Below are 18,393 nucleotides of genomic sequence, written 5' to 3'. Positions count from 1 at the left end.
GAAAAAAATCCGCAGCACCAAGGAGGCAGCCATGATGAATGAAGAATGGAAACAGGCGGAACCGGCATTATCCCGCATGGAAGTGCTGAAGCAGGGAGATAACGATCCCGTATCCATCGTCGGCGAATCGGACGACTTGTACTGCATCGGCGTCGGAACCGACGCTGCCGTGTTTGTATACGAGCCTCTTCCCGCTTATGCCTACAAACTTTATACCGAACCCGCGCTGCCGAAAAAACAGGCTGAAACCGAGGTATACCATAAGCTTGCGGGCATTCCGTATTTCCCCGTCTATTACGGCGCCGGCGACCGTTACGTCGTCATCAGCCGCGAGGAAGGAACGACCTTGTACGACTGCCTGCTCCACGGCATCCCGGTCCCAAGGCAGGTGATCGACGACGTGGAGGCGGCACGCGACCTGGTTCGTAGGAACGGACTGAACCCGAGGGACATTCACCTCAAAAACGTGCTTATGCAGAATGGCCGGGGGAAAGTGCTCGACGTGTCCGAATATATCCAAAGCGGGAACGACAAACGCTGGGAGCATCTGCTGTGGGCTTACGACAACGTGTATCCGCTTTTGGAGGGCAGAAAGCTCCCTCTATGGCTGCTTGAGGCGGTCAAAGCCGCTTACAACCGCCTGGACCCGCTCAACATTAACCTGCAGGAGTTTGCGGAACGGATTCGAAAGCTGTTTTACAAAAAATAAGGCGACAGATTCCTCTTGACCCTCACATTAATGTCAGGCTTTACAATAAACATACCCCGGGCAGGAAGGAGGAGTTCACGGTGAATATCGGAGAGTTGTCGTCGTTGACCGGAGCAAGCATCCGCTCCCTTCGTTACTACGAGCAAAAGGGCCTGCTGTCGCCGTTCCGGAAAGATAACGGATACCGGGAGTACGCCCCGTTTGCCGTAGAGCAGGTGCGCTCGATTCAGCTGTATTTGAATCTGGGGCTGTCAACCGATGAGATTGCCGGCATCCTGCAGTGCGTGCTGAAAAACAAGGAAGCCTTCTGCGAGGAGGTGCTGCCGATCTACCGGCAGAAGCTCCAGGACATCGACGAACAAATCGAGCTGCTGACGAACATCCGGCAGAACTTGACCGACCGGATCGATGCCATCCTGCTCGAGCGGTCCATATCTGGTCAGGAGGAATAACGATGAGCATCGAAACCGTCAACGATGAGACGTTTGCGGCACGCATCCAACCGGAAGGAACTACGCTTGTGGAATTCGGAGCGGAATGGTGTCCTCCGTGCAAAACGCTGCTGCCCATGCTGGGCGAGCTGTCGAACGAACAAGGAAGTCAGGTCCGCTTTCTGCAAGTAGATTGCGACGAATCCCCGGAGACGGCAAGCAGGTACCGGGTGATGTCCGTGCCGACGGTGATCGTGTTCCGGGACGGAGAGCCCGTAGAGAAGCTGGTCGGCTTGCGGCCGAAAAGCGTGTATGAGCAAGTTCTCTCCAAACACGGCTGAAAGCGACCGGCCAACAATAAAGAGCCCTTTGCAGATATATAGCGCGTGACTTGCCGGACGCCCTCGGCGCCGATTAAAAAGTCCGCGGCCCACGCCGCTAAACCTGCGGGGACAGCAAAAGGCGCATGCCGCACCGGCACGCGCCTTTCTTTATTTCGTCAGCTCTATTCGCAACAATTTCAGCATCAATAGATCATAGGGAATAAACTCGCCCAAAATGCCGCCGATTTCCCGGTAAAGCGGAGTACGCGCGCTGGCGGCCAGTTCCTTCGCAAACTGCGGCGTCCACTGCAGCAAATGCCGCTCCAAAAAATCGACCTGCGTATCCAGCCACGTCAGCCTGCATTCCGGCAGCCCTGCCGTCAAGGCCATATGTTCCCCGGCCACGGCCATAAACTCAAGCTCGATCGTCAGATGATCGTCCGTTTCGCTTTGCAGCTTGTTAAAGACGATGCCGCAGTCCTCGTAAGCCTCCCGGATTTGCCGCAGGCAGCGCCGGGCGCCGCGCGCGTCTTCCGTCCGATAGGCGCTTTCGCGAACGCAAGGGAAGACCGCATTCCGGCCGACGAACAGCCGCCCGTATTCTTCCGTCTCCGTCCGGCAAGCCGCCAGCAGCCGATCCGGCGTTATGCTTGCCAAATAATCCTGCAGCCGGCGCCCTCCCGCAGTAAGCGCCAGCTCCTCCCGCAGCCCGGCTTGGCGCTGCCACGGCGCGATCTGCGCCAGTCCCGGCGGACTCTCCAAAAAATCGATCAGCAACTGGTACGCCCAGCCCCTGCCCTGCAGCCATTGGGCTCCTTCCACCGTATCCAGCAGCGGTTCCAGCGTTGTCGTCATTGCCGCCCCTCCTTGATCCAGGTCCGGATATTGTTCAGCATGATGCATCTTCCTAACTTCACCTTACCTGAAACCCAGCCGCAGTTATGTGACTTAATTCACATCAAGCGATTCAAATCCGCCCATTTTACAGAAGAGTGGCATAGAAACGCTCGAAGCCCCTTCATCCCTGATGCCGCTCAGCCGAAACACCGCAGCATGGCCATAAAAGGCGGGGCGCCTTAACGCCCCGCCTCTTCTTCGCGCCGCTTCGCGAGCGCAGCCCGGTAATCCTCCGGACGGTTCATATTAAAAAACACATGGCCGGCTTCAAGCCCCGTCTCCTTGGCCAAAACGTCTTCGGGGATATACCGGACCCGAAGACGCTCCAGCCATTCGGTCATCCGCAGCCGGCCGGTTGCGAGCGAATCCTCCAGCGCGGGCAGCGCGCTGGCGTGATAAGCCGCCAGCAGCGGCTGCACCCGGCCTCCCTCCATCGGGATGACCGCTTGGAATCCGCCGGCAGCCGGACCGGTTTCCGCGTCCTCTGCGATCTTTTTCAGAAAACGGAACAGCCCCGGCGTGACGAAAGGCATGTCGCAGGCTGCGACGATAATCCACGGCGTCCTGGCCGCATGCAGCGCCGCATGGATGCCGGACAAAGGCCCCTGCCCCGGATATCGGTCGCAGACGATCTCCCTGCCAAGCATATGGTAGGCGCTAGCGTTTTGCCCGTTTGCGGCGACGGTCACATCGAGGCCGGCCTCCGACATGGCTCCGATAATGGCCTCGATCGCCTTTTCCCCGCCGACGGCCAGCAGCGCTTTATTTTGCCCCATTCGCCTCGATTCACCGCCTGCCAATACCACGCCGGTCAGCTTCGCATCCGTCATCGAATCACCTCCTGAAAATTCGGTCCGCCCCCCCTCTGATTACGCCCGTTCATCGTTTAAAAACCGCGCGGGGTGGACACTTTAACAATTATTGGTTTGTATCCCTTTTCAACAAATGATAAAGTGAGGGTGGCGGCTTCTATACCTAGCCTCTGTCGATTTGCATTCGGTCGGAAAGGAATGTGCAACGTGCATGATCGTGTAAAAAAACAGTCCAAGCTGCTGCCGCTTAAGGCATTTAATTTCTTAATTTACGGAACCATGGTGATCTTCACCAGCTTTTTTCAATTATACCTGCAGGACGCAGGCATGAACAAATTCGAAATCGGCAGCTTGATGGCGCTTGGCCCGCTCGTGTCCCTCTTCGCCAATCCGTTCTGGATGAAGTGGAGCGATCGTCTGCATAATACGAGACGCATCCTGCTGATCATGATGACCGGCACCTTGCTGCTCCTTCAATTGGTGTTCCATGCCGGCACCTACGGAATGGTTTATTTGGCGATGATCCTCTTTTTCTTCTTTCAGAGCCCGCTGTTCGCCCAAAGCAACACGCTGATTCTGGGATACACGGCGAGCCAGCCGAAAAGGTTCGGCGCGTTCCGGAACTGGGGTTCGATCGGTTGGGCGGTGGTCGCCGTGACCGCGGGCATGCTCATCGACCGGATCGGCATATCCCGGCTGTCGTTCCTTGTCACGGGCATTTTGCTGCTCGCCATCGGTACGGTTCTGCTCCTTCCGCCGCTGAAGGCGGCCTCGGAGACGCCGCCCATCCGGCTGAGGGGACTGGCCCAATTTGTCATCAACCGGTATTTCGTGGCGTTCATACTGCTTGGGATCGTCGTTTCCGTCCCCAATGTCATGAATAATACGTTTATGTCGCTTTATATTACGGAGCTCGGCGGTTCCAAAACGATGGTCGGGTTTGCCGTGTTTCTCTCGTCGTTTCTGGAGGTGGCCGTGCTGATCCTCTTTCACCGTTTCCTGAAACGCTCCCTTCCTACCCTGATCGGGTGTCTGGGACTGGTAAGCGTGCTTTTCTGCATACGGTGGTTGATGATGGCCGGCGCTTCGCATCCGCTTGAAGTCGCGTTCATTCAAATTATGCATTGCATCACGTTCGGCGGATATTTTTACGTCGGCATCCAAGTCGTCAGCCAGCTTGTTCCACCGGCTTATCGCGCATCGGCGCAATCCCTGTTCACGCTCACCTGGAGCGGCATTTCCGGGGTCATCGGCAGCTTGGCCGGCGGATGGCTGTACCAGAACTTCGGCGGCGCCACGATGTACAACATGGGCTTCATGATGGCCTTGGTCGGGGCCGTCGGCTTCGGCATGATGTGGTATTGGCTGCGCTCGCAGGGCCATCACCCGAAAACGGACATCCCTGAAGAAGGATTCGAGGAAATGCAAGACGTCTAAGGCACCAACGAAAAAAGCCAGCGCAAAGAACATGTCTTTGCGGCTGGCTTTTGTATTGGGCAGCGGAACGCTTCCGCGCTTATTTCGGCAGCTGGTAAGAGCTTTTCATCGAAACGATCAGGTTGAACACCGGCTCTCCCGGCTTCGAATATTTCGGATCGACGTTAAAATAGCCGTGGCGGAAAAATTGGAACTTGTCCTGCGGCTTGGCGTCCTTCATGCCCGGCTCCACGAACCCGTGCAGAACTTCCAGGGAGTTCGGGTTGATTTCGTCCAGGAACGTTTTTTCGGCCTTTTCCGTCTCGTCGATCGCTTCCTCGCCTTCGGCCTCGCCGTCATCCTTCGCTTTGATCAGCGGCTCATACAGGCGGAATTCGGCCGGCACGGCGTGGGAAGCCTCCACCCAATGGATCGTGCCCTTCACTTTGCGGCCGGTAAAGCCGGTGCCGCTTTTCGTTTCGGGGTCATACGTGCAGTGGATTTCGGTCACGTTGCCGTTTTCGTCCTTGATGAAATCGTGGCATTTGATGAAATACGCATTTTTCAGGCGCACCTCGTTGCCCGGGAACAGACGGAAATACTTATTCGGCGGGTTTTCCATAAAGTCGTCCTGCTCGATGTAAATTTCGCGCGAGAACGGGATTTGGCGGGTGCCCATCTCCGGATTTTCCGTATTGTTCTCCGCTTCGAGCCATTCGACCTGGCCTTCCGGATAGTTCGTGATCACCACTTTCAACGGCTTCAGCACGGCCATCGTGCGCGGCGCCTTTAGCTTCAGGTCCTCGCGGACGAAATGCTCGAGCATTTGCAGGTCGATGAGGCCTTGGCTTTTGGAAATGCCGGTTTCATAGACGAAGCTGCGGATCGCTTCCGGCGTATAACCGCGGCGGCGAAGCCCGGAAATCGTCGGCATGCGCGGGTCGTCCCAGCCGTCCACGATGTTTTCGTCCACCAGGAGCTTCAGCTTCCGTTTGCTCGTCAGCGTTTGCGCCACGTTCAGGCGGCCGAATTCGTATTGATGCGGCGTGTTTTCCATTTCGCATTCCGCGATCACCCAATCGTAAAACGGGCGCTGATCCTCAAACTCCAGCGAGCAGAGGGAGTGCGTCACGCCTTCGATCGCATCCTCGAGCGGGTGGGCAAAAGCGTACATCGGGTAAATGCACCATTTATCTCCCGTGTTGTGGTGCGTTGCGTGGGCAATCCGGTAAATGACCGGGTCGCGCAAGTTGATGTTCGGCGAAGCCATGTCGATTTTGGCGCGCAGCACCTTTTCTCCGTCCTTGAACTCGCCCGCGCGCATTTTGCGGAACAGCTCCAGGTTTTCTTCCACGCTGCGGTCGCGGTACGGGCTGTTTTGTCCCGGCTCGGTGAGCGTCCCGCGCGTTTCGCGGATTTGATCGGCGCTTTGGTCGTCCACGTAGGCTTTGCCCTTTTGGATCAGCAGCTCGGCGCGTTTGTACATTTCCTCGAAGTAATCGGAAGCGTAGCGCTTTTCCGCCCATTCGTAACCGAGCCATTTGACGTCTTCTTCAATGGATTTGACGTATTCCACGTCTTCCTTCAGCGGGTTTGTATCGTCAAAGCGGAGGTTCGTCGAACCGCCGAACTCCTGCGCAAGCGTAAAGTTAATCCAGATGGCCTTGGCATGTCCGATATGCAAATAACCGTTGGGCTCCGGCGGAAAGCGGGTAATCACTTTCTGGACTTTGCCGGACTCCAGGTCATCGATCATTACGTTTTTGATAAAGTTGGAGGGGGTGCTTGGTTTCTCCACAGTAATCAACCTTTCATCCTGATTTATGTCCGCCTCATAGAATGAACCGTCAGCAGTTTCCTGCTCTACCCTACATCTATTCTTTATAAGCGTGTTTCATTTAAATATACCTGTATTAACCGGATAGTTCAATGATTCGGCTTTTTGAGCTTTGACGAAAGGCAGGGGATTAGGGTAGCATGGAAAAATAGAATGGAAACGAAAGCCAAAAAGCGCGGCAAATGCCGTTTACCTCATTTTATATAGAAAGAAGGTCTGAAATTATATGTTTACATATCTTCTGGATGACCATATCGAGCTGAAGCCGCTGGCCCTCCAGCATGCGCGCCCGCTGTTCGAGCTGACGGTCGATTCGCGCGACACGCTGCGCGAGTGGCTTCCTTGGGTCGATGCCATCACGGACGTGGAGCATACGGTGAGCTTCGTGAAAAACGCCATCAAGCAGGGAGCCGAAAACGGCGCCGTCTCCGCGGGCATTTGGGTGCATGGGGAACTTGCGGGAATTATCAGCTTTCATGAGATTCAGTGGCATAACCGTTCCGTCAGCATCGGCTACTGGCTCGGCAAACATTTCGTAGGCCAGGGCATCATGACCAGCGCCTGCCGCGCTTTCGTCGATTACGCCCTCATGGATTTGGATCTGAACCGGGTCGAAATCCGCTGCGCCACGGGCAACCATCGCAGCCGCGCCATTCCGGAAAGGCTCGGTTTCGTCCTCGAGGGGATCGTCCGCGAAGCGGAGCTGCTGCCCCAAGGGTATGTGAACCATGCGATTTACGGCATGCTGAAAAGCGAATGGAAGCTGCTGCGATAAACACGAAGCGCACAAGGAAAGCCGCCCCGGCAGGATCCGCGATCCGGCTGAAGCGGCTTTTTGAGGTTTTTATTGATCCTGCAGCCATTTCGCAAAGGATTCCTTCACTGTCGCCGCCAGCGCATCCAGGCCCAGCAGGCGTTTCAGCTCTTCCCGGTCCGCCGCGCGGCGTCCGAGCGCCTGCTGCTTCAACACGGCCGCTACCGTGACGCCCATCGGATGCGAAGAGCGCTTGACGATCTTGGCATCCCGGCTTAAACGGCCCTCCTCCAAAATCCGCAAATAAAAGCCGCTGAATCCGGTATCGAGCACCCGGGCCGGAAAATCCTTGACGCCATGTTTGCTGGCCAGCTTAAAGCACGGGAAGCGCGGCTGGCTGACCTGAACGACGACTTCCCCGATTTCGAAAACGTCCCCGATGCACACGCCGGTTTCAAGCAGCCCGGTTACCGTCAAATTTTCGCCGAACGCGGAATAGTCCAATGTCTTGCCCAGCGCCTGCTCCCAATAAGCGTAATGTTCGTACGGGTATACGCAAACGGCCTTGTCCGGCCCTCCGTGATTGACCGTATCGGCCTGTCCGTCGCCGTCCATCTGCGTGCGTCCCACAAACACTTCGCCATGAACCGGTTGTTTATAAATGCCCGTCGTCAGCGGCTTGCCCAAATAATCCACCGTTACGGGCTTGCCGACATTGACGGACACGATGGCGTACGCGTTTTTTTCCTTCAACTTCGATCCATCTCCCTGCCGATATGTTTAACCCTTATCATACCAAAAAAAGGAGAAAGATCTCAAAGGAATTTTTCCGCCGTTGACGTCTTGCGGCGTGCAAGTCCGTTTTCTGCGGTTTCGCGTCCCGTCGCAGGAGCCGGGCACGCCGAGCGGTTTCTCGGCAATGGCCTTCCGTTACAGGGCTTCGACCAGACCTCCGTCGATCACCAACGTGCTGCCTGTGATGTAGGTGTTTGCTCCCGACAGCAAAAACACGACCGCTTTCGCGAATTCCTCGGGTTCGCCGTAACGGCCCAGCGGAATTTCCTTTTGCGCCTGCTCCGCGACGGCCTGGACCGGAATCCCTTTGTCCTTCGCGCTGCTTTCATTCAGCTTCTTGATGCGGTCCGTGGCAATCCGGCCCGGGGCTACCGTATTCACCAGGATATTGTATTGGGCCAGCTCTTGCGACAGCGTTTTGCTCATGCCGGCCACGCCCGTGCGGAACGTATTGGACAGAATCAGGCCGGGGATCGGCTGTTTGATGGAGCTGGACGTTATATTGACGATGTGGCCCCCGCGTTCCTTCATATGCGGCAGGGCGCAGCGGGTCGTCCGGACATAGCTGAGCAGGTTAAGCCGAAACGCGTTTTCCCAATCTTCATCCGTAAAAGATTCGAACGTTCCCGACGGCGGGCCGCCGCCGTTGTTGACCAGAATGTCGATCCGTCCGAACGTTTCGGCCGTATAGCGGATGAGCCCCTCCACTTCGTGCGGAATCGTAATGTCTGCCGCGTAGTATTCGACTTTGCCGCTGCCGAGCTGCTGCAGCTCCTGCTGCACCGCCTGCAGCTTGTCGTCGCTGCGGCTGTTCAGCATGACGTCCGCTCCCTCTTTGACGAGTTCGGCGGCAATCGCCTTGCCGAGTCCCGAGCTTGAAGCAATGACCAACGCCTTTTTGCCCTGAAGCTGTAAATCCATCATACAACCCCTTTTCCATCGTTTTTTAGAAATTGGTTACCACCGAATATATCAAAATTTCCGAACTTTCGAGCGCCGACAAAAAACGCATATAGCCTTCATTACCCGGCTTTACGCCCGGCGAATCGGCCATTTGAAACAAAGGACCTTCACCTCGTGAAAGTCCATTGATTTACTCTATTCTATTAAGAATAAGCCCGTCGCGGCAAAATATCAAATTCAGGCTATCCATCCAGAAAATATGCCATCCAAATTTCGTCCGTCTCCCGGCCTCCGATCCTATATTCACGAACAAGCCGGCCCTCTTCCACGAACCCGCATTTCAGGTAAAAACGGACCGCTCCGGGATTGGTCGAAAGCACGCGCAGCCGCAGCTTGCGTTTGCCCTGCCCGGCAGCCCACGCCTTGGCCGCGCCGATCAGCCTCGTGCCGATGCCTTTCCGCTGATGCGCCGGGTGCACGGCGATGTTGATCTCGCAAACATGCGAATGGGCCGGAAGGCCGGTGGGGTCCCGAAACCCGACATATCCGCACACGATCCCGTCCGCCTCGGCCACGAGCTGCGACGCCGGAGGGCTGTGCCTCAGAAACGCCTCCCTTGAAGTCCAACGCATCGGCTCAGGCGCGGTCCGCTCCGTCCATACCAACGCATCGATATCCATGAGCGCCTGGGCATCCTTCATCGTGGACAACCGGATCGTAAGCGTCTGCTGATCAAGGTTCATGGAAATTGCACCTCTTTTTGTCTAACGTGTGATGTCGAAATTCTCCGGCAAATCATCTTCCTGCCCTATCCGCCGATGGACTCGCTTAGCGCACGTTCCGCCGCCTTGTTGCGCATCGCATGCACGACGAAACAGAGAACGGCCACGACGGCGATGCCGATCGACAGCCAGGCCACCGGCGCCAGCCCTCCGCCGTCGTACAGGATGCCCATGAAATAGGGGCCGATCATGCGGCCGAGGGCGGTCATGCCGCCGGTCACGCCAATGTAAAACGGAGCCGCTTTATGCGCATGATCCGAGATGAACGCAGGCACGGCCGGGGAGATGAGCATTTCCCCCAGCGTGGCGAGCACCATCGCAAACAGGAGCCCGGAATAACTCGGAAGCATCAGAATGACCACGTAAGCCGCCAAATAAAACAGGCCGCTGGCCGTCATCTGCGAGGACGACTCTTTGGCGAACCACCGTTTGATCCAGGTCGTGACCGGCTGCGCCACGAAAATGAGGATCCCGTTCAGCGTCCATAAAAAGCCGTAGGCCCGTTTCGGCAGCCCTTCGGAAATGATATGCGGCGAAACCCCCGTGTTCCAGATCGAGTTGCCGAACCACAGGAACAGGGAGCCGAGCCCCAAGTACAAATAAAGCCTCGTATTGCCGAGAAGGGCAGGGACGCTTTCTCCCGTGCCGGCTTTGGTCTTTTTGGCCAAATGCACGGGGCCTTCCTGCTTGTCGAGCCGGTTCAAATAATTCAGGAAAAACAAAGCAAGCACGGCAGAGGTGGCGCCGTTCAGGATAAAGGTCAGGTGATACGACACGTCGGCGAGAAAACCGCTCAGCGCCGTTCCGAGCGCCACGCCGATGTTGTTGGCCACATAAATGACGTTAAACAGCTCGCCGCGCCGGTCCGCGAACCGAAAGCCGACGAAGGCCTGGATGGCAGGCATCGACACCGCGTTGCACAGCCCGATGAATCCCATCATGATCATGTACAAGACCCAAAACGAGCTGATGAAAGGGAGCGCGAACAAGCCAAGGCTGCATAACCCCAGCGAGCCGACGATCAGCCGTTTGACCCCGACGCGATGATACAGCGCCCCGCCCAGAAGCTGGCCGATGATGCCTCCGAAGGCTTGGATCATGACGACCAGGCCGGCATCGGCCATGCTGCGCCCAAGCTCGTCGAACACGTACATCGTCGTCAGCGGCCACATCAGCGATCCGCCCGCGGAGTTGATCAGGCTGGCGGCGAGAAATATTTTGACTTCGTTCGGATAGGACTGCAAAAATTTCATGTATTTTGTCTCCTGCTTTTGCAAAATGCGTGTTAGACAAGCTGTGGCGGGACACCCGGCATCTTTCCGATGCCACGGTCCCGAAGACGGCTTTCCGATGCAAAAAAGCCCCGAGGGGCTTTTTCAAACGCAAGCGGATCCGGTCTTCTTGTCCCAGAACCAGTATCCATGATCTTCGCATCCCTGGCAATGACGCCTGCTAACGCTTTACTTGGACGACGGTCGAAAAAAATACCGCTCCGCCCCCCATGTCGGCCAGCCGGTCCGGAGTCAGGGCATTCGCCCGCTGCTTGCGGCCCTTGCCGTCCCACCACAGTCCTTGGCTGACGACCGTTCCCGGGAGCATCTTGTCCGTCACCAGCGCTTTCAGCTCCAGCCGTCCGCGGTCGTTGTAAACGACGACGTCGTCCCCGTCTTCGATGCCGCGTTCCGCCGCATCCTGCGGGTGGATTTGCAGCATTGGCCCCTTCTCCAGCCGCTGGTGTTTTTCGACGTTGGCAAAAGTGGAGTTCAGGAAGTTATGGTTCGGCGGCGAAATGAACATCAGCGGATACGCTTCGCTTGCGCCGGGCCGCCTTGTGCCGTCATAACCTTCTTGAAGCGGAATATATTCCGGGAGCGGCGGCAGGCCTGCTTCCTTCATCGCTTCCGAATACAGTTCGATTTTTCCGGAAGGCGTCGGCAGGCGGTCCAAAAAGGTTGCTTGCGGCGTCATGTCGAGCTTCACGAAGCGCCGTTCCTTCAGCGCGTCGAGGGTCACACCGTTCAAATACGGATTCTCCGGGTAATTCAGCGCCCCGGCGATCAGCTCTTCTTCCATTTCCGCGAAGGCTTCGTCGTCCAGCCCCATGGCGCGGCCCAGCATCGCAAACAGCTCGACGTTGCTTTTGGCTTCCCCGATTCTTTCGATCACGGGCTCCTGCAGCTGTACGTAATGATGCCAATACGATGCGTACAAATCGGTCGTCTCGAACGACGAGGCCGCTGGCAGCACGATATCCGCGTATTTGGCGGTGTCGGTCATAAACAGGTCGTGCACGACGGTAAACAGGTCCTCGCGGGCGAAGCCGGCCTGTACCCGCTCCGTATCGGGGGCAACGACCAGCGGATTGCTGCAATAGACGAAGACCGCCTTGATCGGCTGCTCCTTCAAATGCAGCGCTTCGCCGATCCGGTTCATGTTGATGGCGCGCGCCCCCGGGTTCGGCCGCAAATCCGGCCGCTCCAAATAATCGCTGTTCATGGCATGATAACCGCCGTTCGTTTTCACCGCGCCGCCGCCCTTTTTCAGCCACTGCCCGGTCAGCGCCGGCAGGCAGGCGATGCTGCGCACGTTCATGCCCCCGTTATCGTGGTGCTGAAGCCCGTTGCCGATCGCGATATAGGAGACGGAAGCCTCCCCGTACGCGCGCCCCAGCTTCTCGATATCTTCCGCCGGCACGCCCGTGATGGCCGAAACATGCTCCGGCGTGTAGCTTCTGACATGCTCGCGAAGCTCCTCATGCCCTACGGTATACCGCTTCAGGAAGGCTTCGTCCGTCAGTCCGTCGCGGAACAGGACGTGCATCATGCCCAGCGCAAGCGCCGTATCCGTCCCCGGATAAAGCGGAATGAACCAGTCCGCCCATTGGGCGGTGCGGTTTTGGTGCACGTCGATGACGATCACCTTGGCTCCGCGTTTGCGCGCTTTTTCGGCGATGACGATCTGGTGCATGTTCGTGCTGATCAGATTGCCGCCCCAAACGATGATCAAATCCGCATGCTCCGTATCTTCCGGCGAGGTGCCCCCCTTGAAGCCCATCGTGTATTTCCAGCCGGCGTTTCCGGCGGCGTTGCAGATCGCTTGGTCCAGGCGGCTTGATCCGAGCGCGTTGAAAAACCTGCGGTCCATGCCGTCGACGCTGAGGATGCCCATGTTGCCGTAGAAGCTGTAAGGCAAGATGGACTCCGGTCCGTATGCGTCGATCAGCTCCCGGTACCGCGCCGCGATTTCACTGACCGCCTCGTCCCAAGAGATCCGTTGAAACTCCCCGGAACCCTTCGGGCCCGTCCGCTTCAGCGGGTACAGAATGCGTTCTTTATGATAAATCCGCTCGGTCATATTGCGGACTTTGTTGCAAATCGCTCCCTGCGTGATCGGATGCTCCGGATTGCCGGTAACCTTGACGATTTTGCCGTCTTCCTTATGCAGCAGCAGGCCGCATGTGTCGGGGCAATCCAGCGGGCATACCGCCGGGAACACGCCGTTTTTTTGGTCTATCATTTCCGCTCCACTCCCCTTGTCGCTTCCAGATTGTTCGCTCTTCTATAGTTATCTTAATGGGCGGGCGGGAAATGCGCAAAAGAAATTAAACCGCACCCATGCCAAACCGACCGGGCGTCGGCGTTTTCGCCAAAAGAAAAACCTGCCGCAAAAGCGGCAGGTTCCCCGTGCTGATGTTCGTTGTTCGGCTGCGATTCGTTTCGGTTCGTCTACAGCAGCTGTTCGATGGCCCCCGCCATCGCTTCCGGATCTTCGCGCGGTTCATAGCGTGCGACGACCTCGCCGCTGCGGTTCACCAGAAACTTCGTGAAGTTCCACTGGATATCGCTGCTTTCCGCGGTTCCGGGCTGCTGCTCCTTCAAATAGGCAAAAAGCGGGTGCTCGGCTTCGCCGTTGACGTCGATTTTCGCGAATACGGGGAACGTTACCCCGTAATTCAATTGGCAAAACGAAGCGGCTTCCTCGCTGCTGCCGGGCTCCTGTGCCCCGAATTGGTTGCACGGAAAACCGAGGATGACGAGCCCCTGGTCCCGGTAACGTTCATACAGCTTTTGCAGGTCGCCGTACTGCGGCGTCAGACCGCATTGGCTTGCCGTATTGGCAATGACCAGCACCTTGCCCTTGTACTCCTCCAGAGAGACTTCCTTGCCCGCCGGCGTGGCGGCTGAATACGTATATACCGACATGTTCTTCCCCCGCTTTCATGGATTATCTTCCCCGGTGTTTGGCTTTGGCTTTTTGAACGGCAATTTCCCGTTTGCGCTTCGCCTGGGCTTCCCGCAGCTCTTTGGAGAGGCGCGTTTTTTCCCGCTTGCGCAAATCAAGCTCCTGCTTGATGGCTTCCTGGCTTGCCGAGCTGACTCCGCGTCCCCTGGACTCCCTGGCCGCAAGCCGGGCGAGCCTTTTCGGGTTAGCCTTCGGCTGCGTTGCCTCGGCGATATCGACGCCGCAAGACAACCGGTCCGCCACGGAAGAAAGCCCGTGCAGGACAAATTCCCATACTTCCGGAAGCGAAGGCTCCCCGCCGAAAATATGCCTGCCCGCCAGCAGCTTGCCGTCCTTCTCCACTTCCACGATTCCAACCCAATATGGTTCTTCGAAAAATACCGTTAATTTCATGGTACTCCCCCTCTGTTCAACATGGGAACGCCGGACATCCCGAGGGGGGAAGGTTACTGACACGGGACGGCGCCGGGCCGCCGCCTCGTGCGCCCGGACTACCAACCGGGCCGTGTTTTTGCGTTCTAATTCCATCATACACAAGTCGAAGCCGAGTGCAAGCCGCGGCAAGCGTTCGGCCCGGATCGACGCCCGGCAAAAAAAATGAACCGAAAAAGCGCAAAACCGCGCTTTTCGGTTCATGAATCCGTTGATGTTAACGTCCCGCTCTTCCGCCCCGGCGTCCGGAAGCGTCGCCGCGGCCTCTCCGGCCTTGCGCCTGGGATGCGCCGCGTCCCGGTTTGCCGCCGCCCGGGGCTCCGCGCTTGGCACCGCCGCGGACGTCCCCCTTGCGGGAGGAAGCCCGGGCCGGCTTATCCTCGCGGCGGGAACGGCTTTGCCCGCCCCGGCTCGAACCGGCGGCGCCGCCGCGCCCGCCTTCCTGCTCTTTCCGGCGGCCGGGGGCCCGTCCTTCGGCCGGACGAGGACCGCGCGCTTCCACGATCGCTCCGTCCTTTTCATACCGGCGGCGCTCAATGATGTACTGGATGCCCTGCTCAATGCGCTGCAAGTCCCCTTTGTCCTTCGGGGATGCCAGCGTGATGGCCATCCCTTTTCCGCCGGCACGGCCCGTGCGGCCAATGCGGTGGATGTAGCTGTCGACCTCATGCGGCATGTCGTAGTTAAAGACGTGGGTTACGCCCTCGACGTCCAGCCCCCTTGCCGCCACGTCCGTCGCTACCAGCAGCTGCAGCTTGGCTTCGCGGAAACGTTTCATGACCTGCTCCCGTTTAGCCTGCGACAAGTCGCCATGCAGCTCGTCGGACTCATACCCCTGCTCCAGCAGCGCCGCGTTCAGCGCCGATGCCCGGCGTTTGGTGCGGCAGAATATGATCGCGAGGTACGGACGGTACATTTCAATCATCGAGACCAGCGCCTGCTGTTTGGTCCGATCCTTCACTTCGACGACCAGCTGGCGAATGGACTTCAGCGGCACCGGGGAATGTTCCACCTTGATCGTGACGTCTTCGGCGTCGCGGGTATAAAAAGAAGCGAGCCGCTTGACTTCGGCCGGCATCGTGGCGGAAAACAGCAGCGTCTGCCGATGGTACGGGAGCGCCTGGATGACCGTCTCCACCTCGTCCAGGAAGCCCATATGCAGCATCTGGTCGGCTTCGTCCAGCACGAGCGTTTTGACCCCGCCCAGCTCCAGCGTGCCGCGGCGAAGATGATCGTTCAGCCGTCCCGGCGTACCGATAATGAGATGCCGCCCGCCTTCCAGCTTGCGCAGCTGCTTCTCCACGTCCTGGCCTCCGTATACCGCAAGGATGCGGATCTCAGTGCCCCGCGCCAGCTTCCGCGCTTCCTCCGTGATCTGCAGCGCCAGCTCCCTCGTCGGCGCAATGATCAGGGCCTGCGGGAAAGGACGGCCCGGGTCCAGTTTCTGCATGATCGGCAGCAGGAAAGCCAGCGTCTTCCCCGTTCCGGTTTTGGCGCGGGCGATGACGTCCCGTTCGGCCAGCGCCAGCGGAATCGTCTCCGCCTGCACCGGCGTCGGCACGGCAATCCCGTTCTCTTTCAGGGCGGAAACCCATGTTTCCTTGATGCCCAGCTCTAAAAAATTTGGCAAAACATCCACCTCGTTATGTTCACTTTTTCGTTTGTCCCTGTTTCGAATCCATCTTCAAAATACTTATTGTAACGGATATGCCGCAAGTTGGCGACTCCGCCCCAAACCCGTTTGCCGAATCATTCCGGATTTGCCGGATTTGCCGGCAGGCCATCGTGACCTCCGCGGTCCGCCGTCATTACTCACCTTTTGCCGGGTAATCCCGATTTGATCCGCCGCCACGGCCCGGACTTAAAATTTGCCCGATTTGAAAATGGCGTACAGCAGCCATACGACCATCAGGAACGCGACGCCCAGACCGATGCCGATCACCGGAAAATGCCATAAAATCGAAGACTGCCGGTTCATGGAGGACCCGATGATCAGCCCGACCATGATGATGCTGAAGGCCAGCAGCACGATGCTGAAGGACAGCCTGTTGCTGATTTGATCCAGCTTGCGCATCAGCGATTCCATCTCCGGCATGCTGATCTCCACCTTCAGTTTGCCTTTGCTGAACAAAGCGGAGAGATGTCTCGCCTGGGAAGGCATATCCAGCAGCGCCTCGGCCAGCCCGGCCGCGCTTCCGAGCAGCTTGCCGCGGATGCGGCCGGGGCTGAACCGATCCTTGATCAGCTTCTTTCCGAACGGCTCCGCCATGTCGATGATGCTCAGCTCCGGATCGAGCTTCTGAATGACGCCCTCCATCGTGAGCAGCGCCTTGCCGAGCAGCGTCAGATCCGGGGGCATCATGATCGCATGCCGCTGGGCTACCCCGAACAGGTCGCTGAGCGCCTTGCCGATGCCGATCTCGGAGAAAGGCATGTCGTAATATTCGTCCCGGAGCGTGTCCAGGTCCCTTCGCAGCGCATCCAGATCGTTGTCTTCCGGCAGCAGGCCGAGATGCAGGATCGCGCGGACCATGCTGTCCGTATTTTTACGCATAAGAGCAATAATAAGTTCGGATAAATGATCCTTCATATCGCTGCTAAGACGTCCGACCATCCCGAAGTCGAGGAAGGCCAGGCTGCCGTCCTTCCGGAGGATCAGGTTGCCCGGATGCGGGTCGGCATGGAAAAAACCCTCCATGAATATCTGATACAGCATGGCGTTGACGAAACGTTTGGCGATCAGCTTCGGATCGAATCCCGATTGTTCCAATTGCTCGGGCTGGCTGAGCGTAATGCCCTCCACATACTCCATCGTCATGACCCGCGAAGAAGAATACTGCCAGAAAATCCGCGGGATGAAAATGTAAGGGTCGTCCTGAAATTGCAGCGCTATTTTTTCCGTGTTGCGGCCTTCGCGGCTGTAATCCATTTCCGCCAGCAGGGATTTGGAAAATTCCTCGACGATTTTGGTCAGCTGGTACCGTCTGGCCCATTCCCACCGTTTTTCGGCGATCTGGGACAGATCCCGCAAAATCGCCAAATCGCGCGTAATGGTTTGCAGCGCGCCGGGGCGCTGGATTTTGACGGCCACCGCTTCCCCCGATTTCAGCTTGCCCAAATGGACCTGCCCGATGGAAGCGGCGGCAACCGGAACGTCGTCAAAACGAGCGAACACCTCGTCAACCGGCGCCTCCAGTTCTTCTTCCAGAATGCTTCGGGCTGCTTTCGCCGGGAAAGGGGGAACCTGATCCTGCAGCTTCACCAGCTCCCTGATCACGGTATCCGGCAGCAAATCCGAGCGCGTGCTCGCAAGCTGCCCAAGCTTCACGAACGTCGGCCCCAAATCCTCCAGCACGAGACGGATCCGCTCGCCGAGCGTTTTCGTCTCCGTCTGCTCATGCTTCAGCCGGCGCCGCGGCAAGGACAGCATCTGAAACAGTCCCAATTCCTCCACCATGTAGCCAAAGCCATGACGCATAAGCGCCATGGCGATTTCCCGGTAACGACCGGTATGCCTGATGCGGACCGCCATATCACGAATGTCCCGTTCCCGGCGTCGGCTCCCCGGCGGTCCCTTCGCGTTCGGCGAGCTTTCGCTCCAGCTCTTCGATGCGCCGCTCCAGATCGGCAACCTGCTTTCCGGAAGGTACATGAAGCTCTGTCAAAATCCGCTGGACTTGCTCCCTCAGAAAATCTTTGAACTGGGACTTCTCCTCCTCGCCGCGTTCGACCAGCCGTTCGATCAGGTCCTTGGATTCCGTGGGCGCCAGTTCGCCGCGCTTCACCAACTCTTCGACCGTTTTTTCGATTTTTTCCTTGCTGACGATGGTCAGGCCCCATCCGAGCGAGATGGCTTTTTTCAACAGATCACTCATCATATTCCCTCCCATGGTTCATTTTCCCTTATTATACCCTGAAATCGCCTTACGTATTTGAGTGTTTTGCATAATTCCGTTTCAGAGAAGAAGCGATAGCATATTCACTGTCGTTAAGGGGTAATTTTCGAAAATGGTATTATATGGATGAAGAAAAGGGCAGACTTGCAGAATTTTAGAACAGC

Annotated in this window: 18 protein-coding genes; 5 read left to right on the top strand and 13 right to left on the bottom strand. The window is 57.6% G+C overall.

The window, feature by feature from the left end:
- The first annotated feature begins 34 nt into the window (after nucleotides 1-34).
- From KI367_RS11545 to KI367_RS11535, 3 genes are all read left to right on the top strand, one after another.
- A complete protein-coding gene (locus tag KI367_RS11545; protein ID WP_212949770.1) occupies nucleotides 35-709 on the top strand; it encodes a serine/threonine protein kinase in 675 nt (224 codons plus the stop codon).
- 80 nt (nucleotides 710-789) lie between these two features.
- Nucleotides 790-1,161, top strand: coding sequence for a MerR family transcriptional regulator (locus KI367_RS11540; RefSeq protein ID WP_212949768.1), 372 nt, complete (start codon nucleotides 790-792; stop codon nucleotides 1,159-1,161).
- Between the two features lie 2 nt (nucleotides 1,162-1,163).
- The gene (locus KI367_RS11535; RefSeq protein ID WP_212949767.1) at nucleotides 1,164-1,481 is read left to right on the top strand and encodes a thioredoxin family protein; all 318 of its coding nucleotides are present in this window, start codon (nucleotides 1,164-1,166) and stop codon (nucleotides 1,479-1,481) included.
- Between the two features lie 150 nt (nucleotides 1,482-1,631).
- On the opposite strand, the gene KI367_RS11530 is transcribed toward KI367_RS11535, so the two are convergent.
- The gene (locus KI367_RS11530) at nucleotides 1,632-2,318 is read right to left on the bottom strand and encodes a TorD/DmsD family molecular chaperone (RefSeq protein ID WP_212949765.1); all 687 of its coding nucleotides are present in this window, start codon (nucleotides 2,316-2,318) and stop codon (nucleotides 1,632-1,634) included.
- Nucleotides 2,319-2,539: 221 nt separating this feature from the next.
- Nucleotides 2,540-3,190, bottom strand: coding sequence for a molybdenum cofactor guanylyltransferase (mobA, locus tag KI367_RS11525; protein WP_212949762.1), 651 nt, complete (start codon nucleotides 3,188-3,190; stop codon nucleotides 2,540-2,542).
- Nucleotides 3,191-3,370: 180 nt separating this feature from the next.
- On the opposite strand from mobA, the gene KI367_RS11520 reads away from it, so the two are divergent.
- Nucleotides 3,371-4,609: an MFS transporter gene (locus KI367_RS11520; RefSeq protein ID WP_212949760.1), complete on the top strand. Its 1,239-nt coding sequence runs from the start codon at nucleotides 3,371-3,373 to the stop codon at nucleotides 4,607-4,609.
- Nucleotides 4,610-4,688: 79 nt separating this feature from the next.
- Here the strand turns inward: KI367_RS11520 and KI367_RS11515 are convergent, their stop codons facing one another.
- Entirely contained in the window at nucleotides 4,689-6,386 is a 1,698-nt protein-coding gene (locus KI367_RS11515) for a glutamine--tRNA ligase/YqeY domain fusion protein (RefSeq protein ID WP_212949922.1), read from the bottom strand.
- A gap of 265 nt (nucleotides 6,387-6,651) precedes the next feature.
- Between KI367_RS11515 and KI367_RS11510 the strand changes: the two genes are divergently transcribed.
- Entirely contained in the window at nucleotides 6,652-7,200 is a 549-nt protein-coding gene (locus KI367_RS11510; protein ID WP_036706313.1) for a GNAT family N-acetyltransferase, read from the top strand.
- Between the two features lie 69 nt (nucleotides 7,201-7,269).
- On the opposite strand, the gene KI367_RS11505 is transcribed toward KI367_RS11510, so the two are convergent.
- The 10 genes from KI367_RS11505 to KI367_RS11460 form a co-directional block, all read right to left on the bottom strand.
- Complete coding sequence (locus KI367_RS11505; RefSeq protein ID WP_246536854.1) at nucleotides 7,270-7,932, bottom strand: MOSC domain-containing protein; 663 nt, start codon at nucleotides 7,930-7,932, stop codon at nucleotides 7,270-7,272.
- Between the two features lie 177 nt (nucleotides 7,933-8,109).
- Complete coding sequence (locus KI367_RS11500) at nucleotides 8,110-8,895, bottom strand: SDR family oxidoreductase (protein ID WP_212949759.1); 786 nt, start codon at nucleotides 8,893-8,895, stop codon at nucleotides 8,110-8,112.
- Between the two features lie 224 nt (nucleotides 8,896-9,119).
- On the bottom strand, nucleotides 9,120-9,620 hold the full coding sequence (locus KI367_RS11495; protein WP_212949757.1) for a GNAT family N-acetyltransferase: 501 nt from the start codon (nucleotides 9,618-9,620) through the stop codon (nucleotides 9,120-9,122).
- A gap of 65 nt (nucleotides 9,621-9,685) precedes the next feature.
- Nucleotides 9,686-10,912 (bottom strand): MFS transporter, encoded by a 1,227-nt coding sequence (locus KI367_RS11490; RefSeq protein ID WP_212949755.1) that lies wholly within the window; start codon nucleotides 10,910-10,912, stop codon nucleotides 9,686-9,688.
- A gap of 199 nt (nucleotides 10,913-11,111) precedes the next feature.
- On the bottom strand, nucleotides 11,112-13,175 hold the full coding sequence (locus KI367_RS11485; RefSeq protein WP_212949754.1) for a molybdopterin-containing oxidoreductase family protein: 2,064 nt from the start codon (nucleotides 13,173-13,175) through the stop codon (nucleotides 11,112-11,114).
- A 209-nt stretch (nucleotides 13,176-13,384) separates the two neighbouring features.
- Entirely contained in the window at nucleotides 13,385-13,861 is a 477-nt protein-coding gene (locus KI367_RS11480) for a glutathione peroxidase (RefSeq protein WP_212949752.1), read from the bottom strand.
- 22 nt (nucleotides 13,862-13,883) lie between these two features.
- Nucleotides 13,884-14,294 carry a YjdF family protein gene (locus KI367_RS11475; RefSeq protein ID WP_212949750.1) on the bottom strand — a complete coding sequence of 137 codons (411 nt, stop codon included), beginning with the start codon at nucleotides 14,292-14,294 and terminating at the stop codon, nucleotides 13,884-13,886.
- 256 nt (nucleotides 14,295-14,550) lie between these two features.
- Nucleotides 14,551-15,963 carry a DEAD/DEAH box helicase gene (locus tag KI367_RS11470; RefSeq protein ID WP_212949748.1) on the bottom strand — a complete coding sequence of 471 codons (1,413 nt, stop codon included), beginning with the start codon at nucleotides 15,961-15,963 and terminating at the stop codon, nucleotides 14,551-14,553.
- 231 nt (nucleotides 15,964-16,194) lie between these two features.
- Nucleotides 16,195-17,865, bottom strand: coding sequence for an ABC1 kinase family protein (locus tag KI367_RS11465; RefSeq protein WP_212949746.1), 1,671 nt, complete (start codon nucleotides 17,863-17,865; stop codon nucleotides 16,195-16,197).
- Nucleotide 17,866: 1 nt separating this feature from the next.
- The gene (locus KI367_RS11460; protein WP_052146737.1) at nucleotides 17,867-18,208 is read right to left on the bottom strand and encodes a phasin family protein; all 342 of its coding nucleotides are present in this window, start codon (nucleotides 18,206-18,208) and stop codon (nucleotides 17,867-17,869) included.
- Nucleotides 18,209-18,393 lie beyond the last annotated feature (185 nt).

Source organism: Paenibacillus cookii, assembly GCF_018333375.1.
Taxonomy (GTDB): domain Bacteria; phylum Bacillota; class Bacilli; order Paenibacillales; family Paenibacillaceae; genus Paenibacillus_AQ; species Paenibacillus_AQ cookii.
Note: the sequence above shows the minus strand (reverse complement) of the source record. Positions and strands in the feature narration are given on the sequence as shown.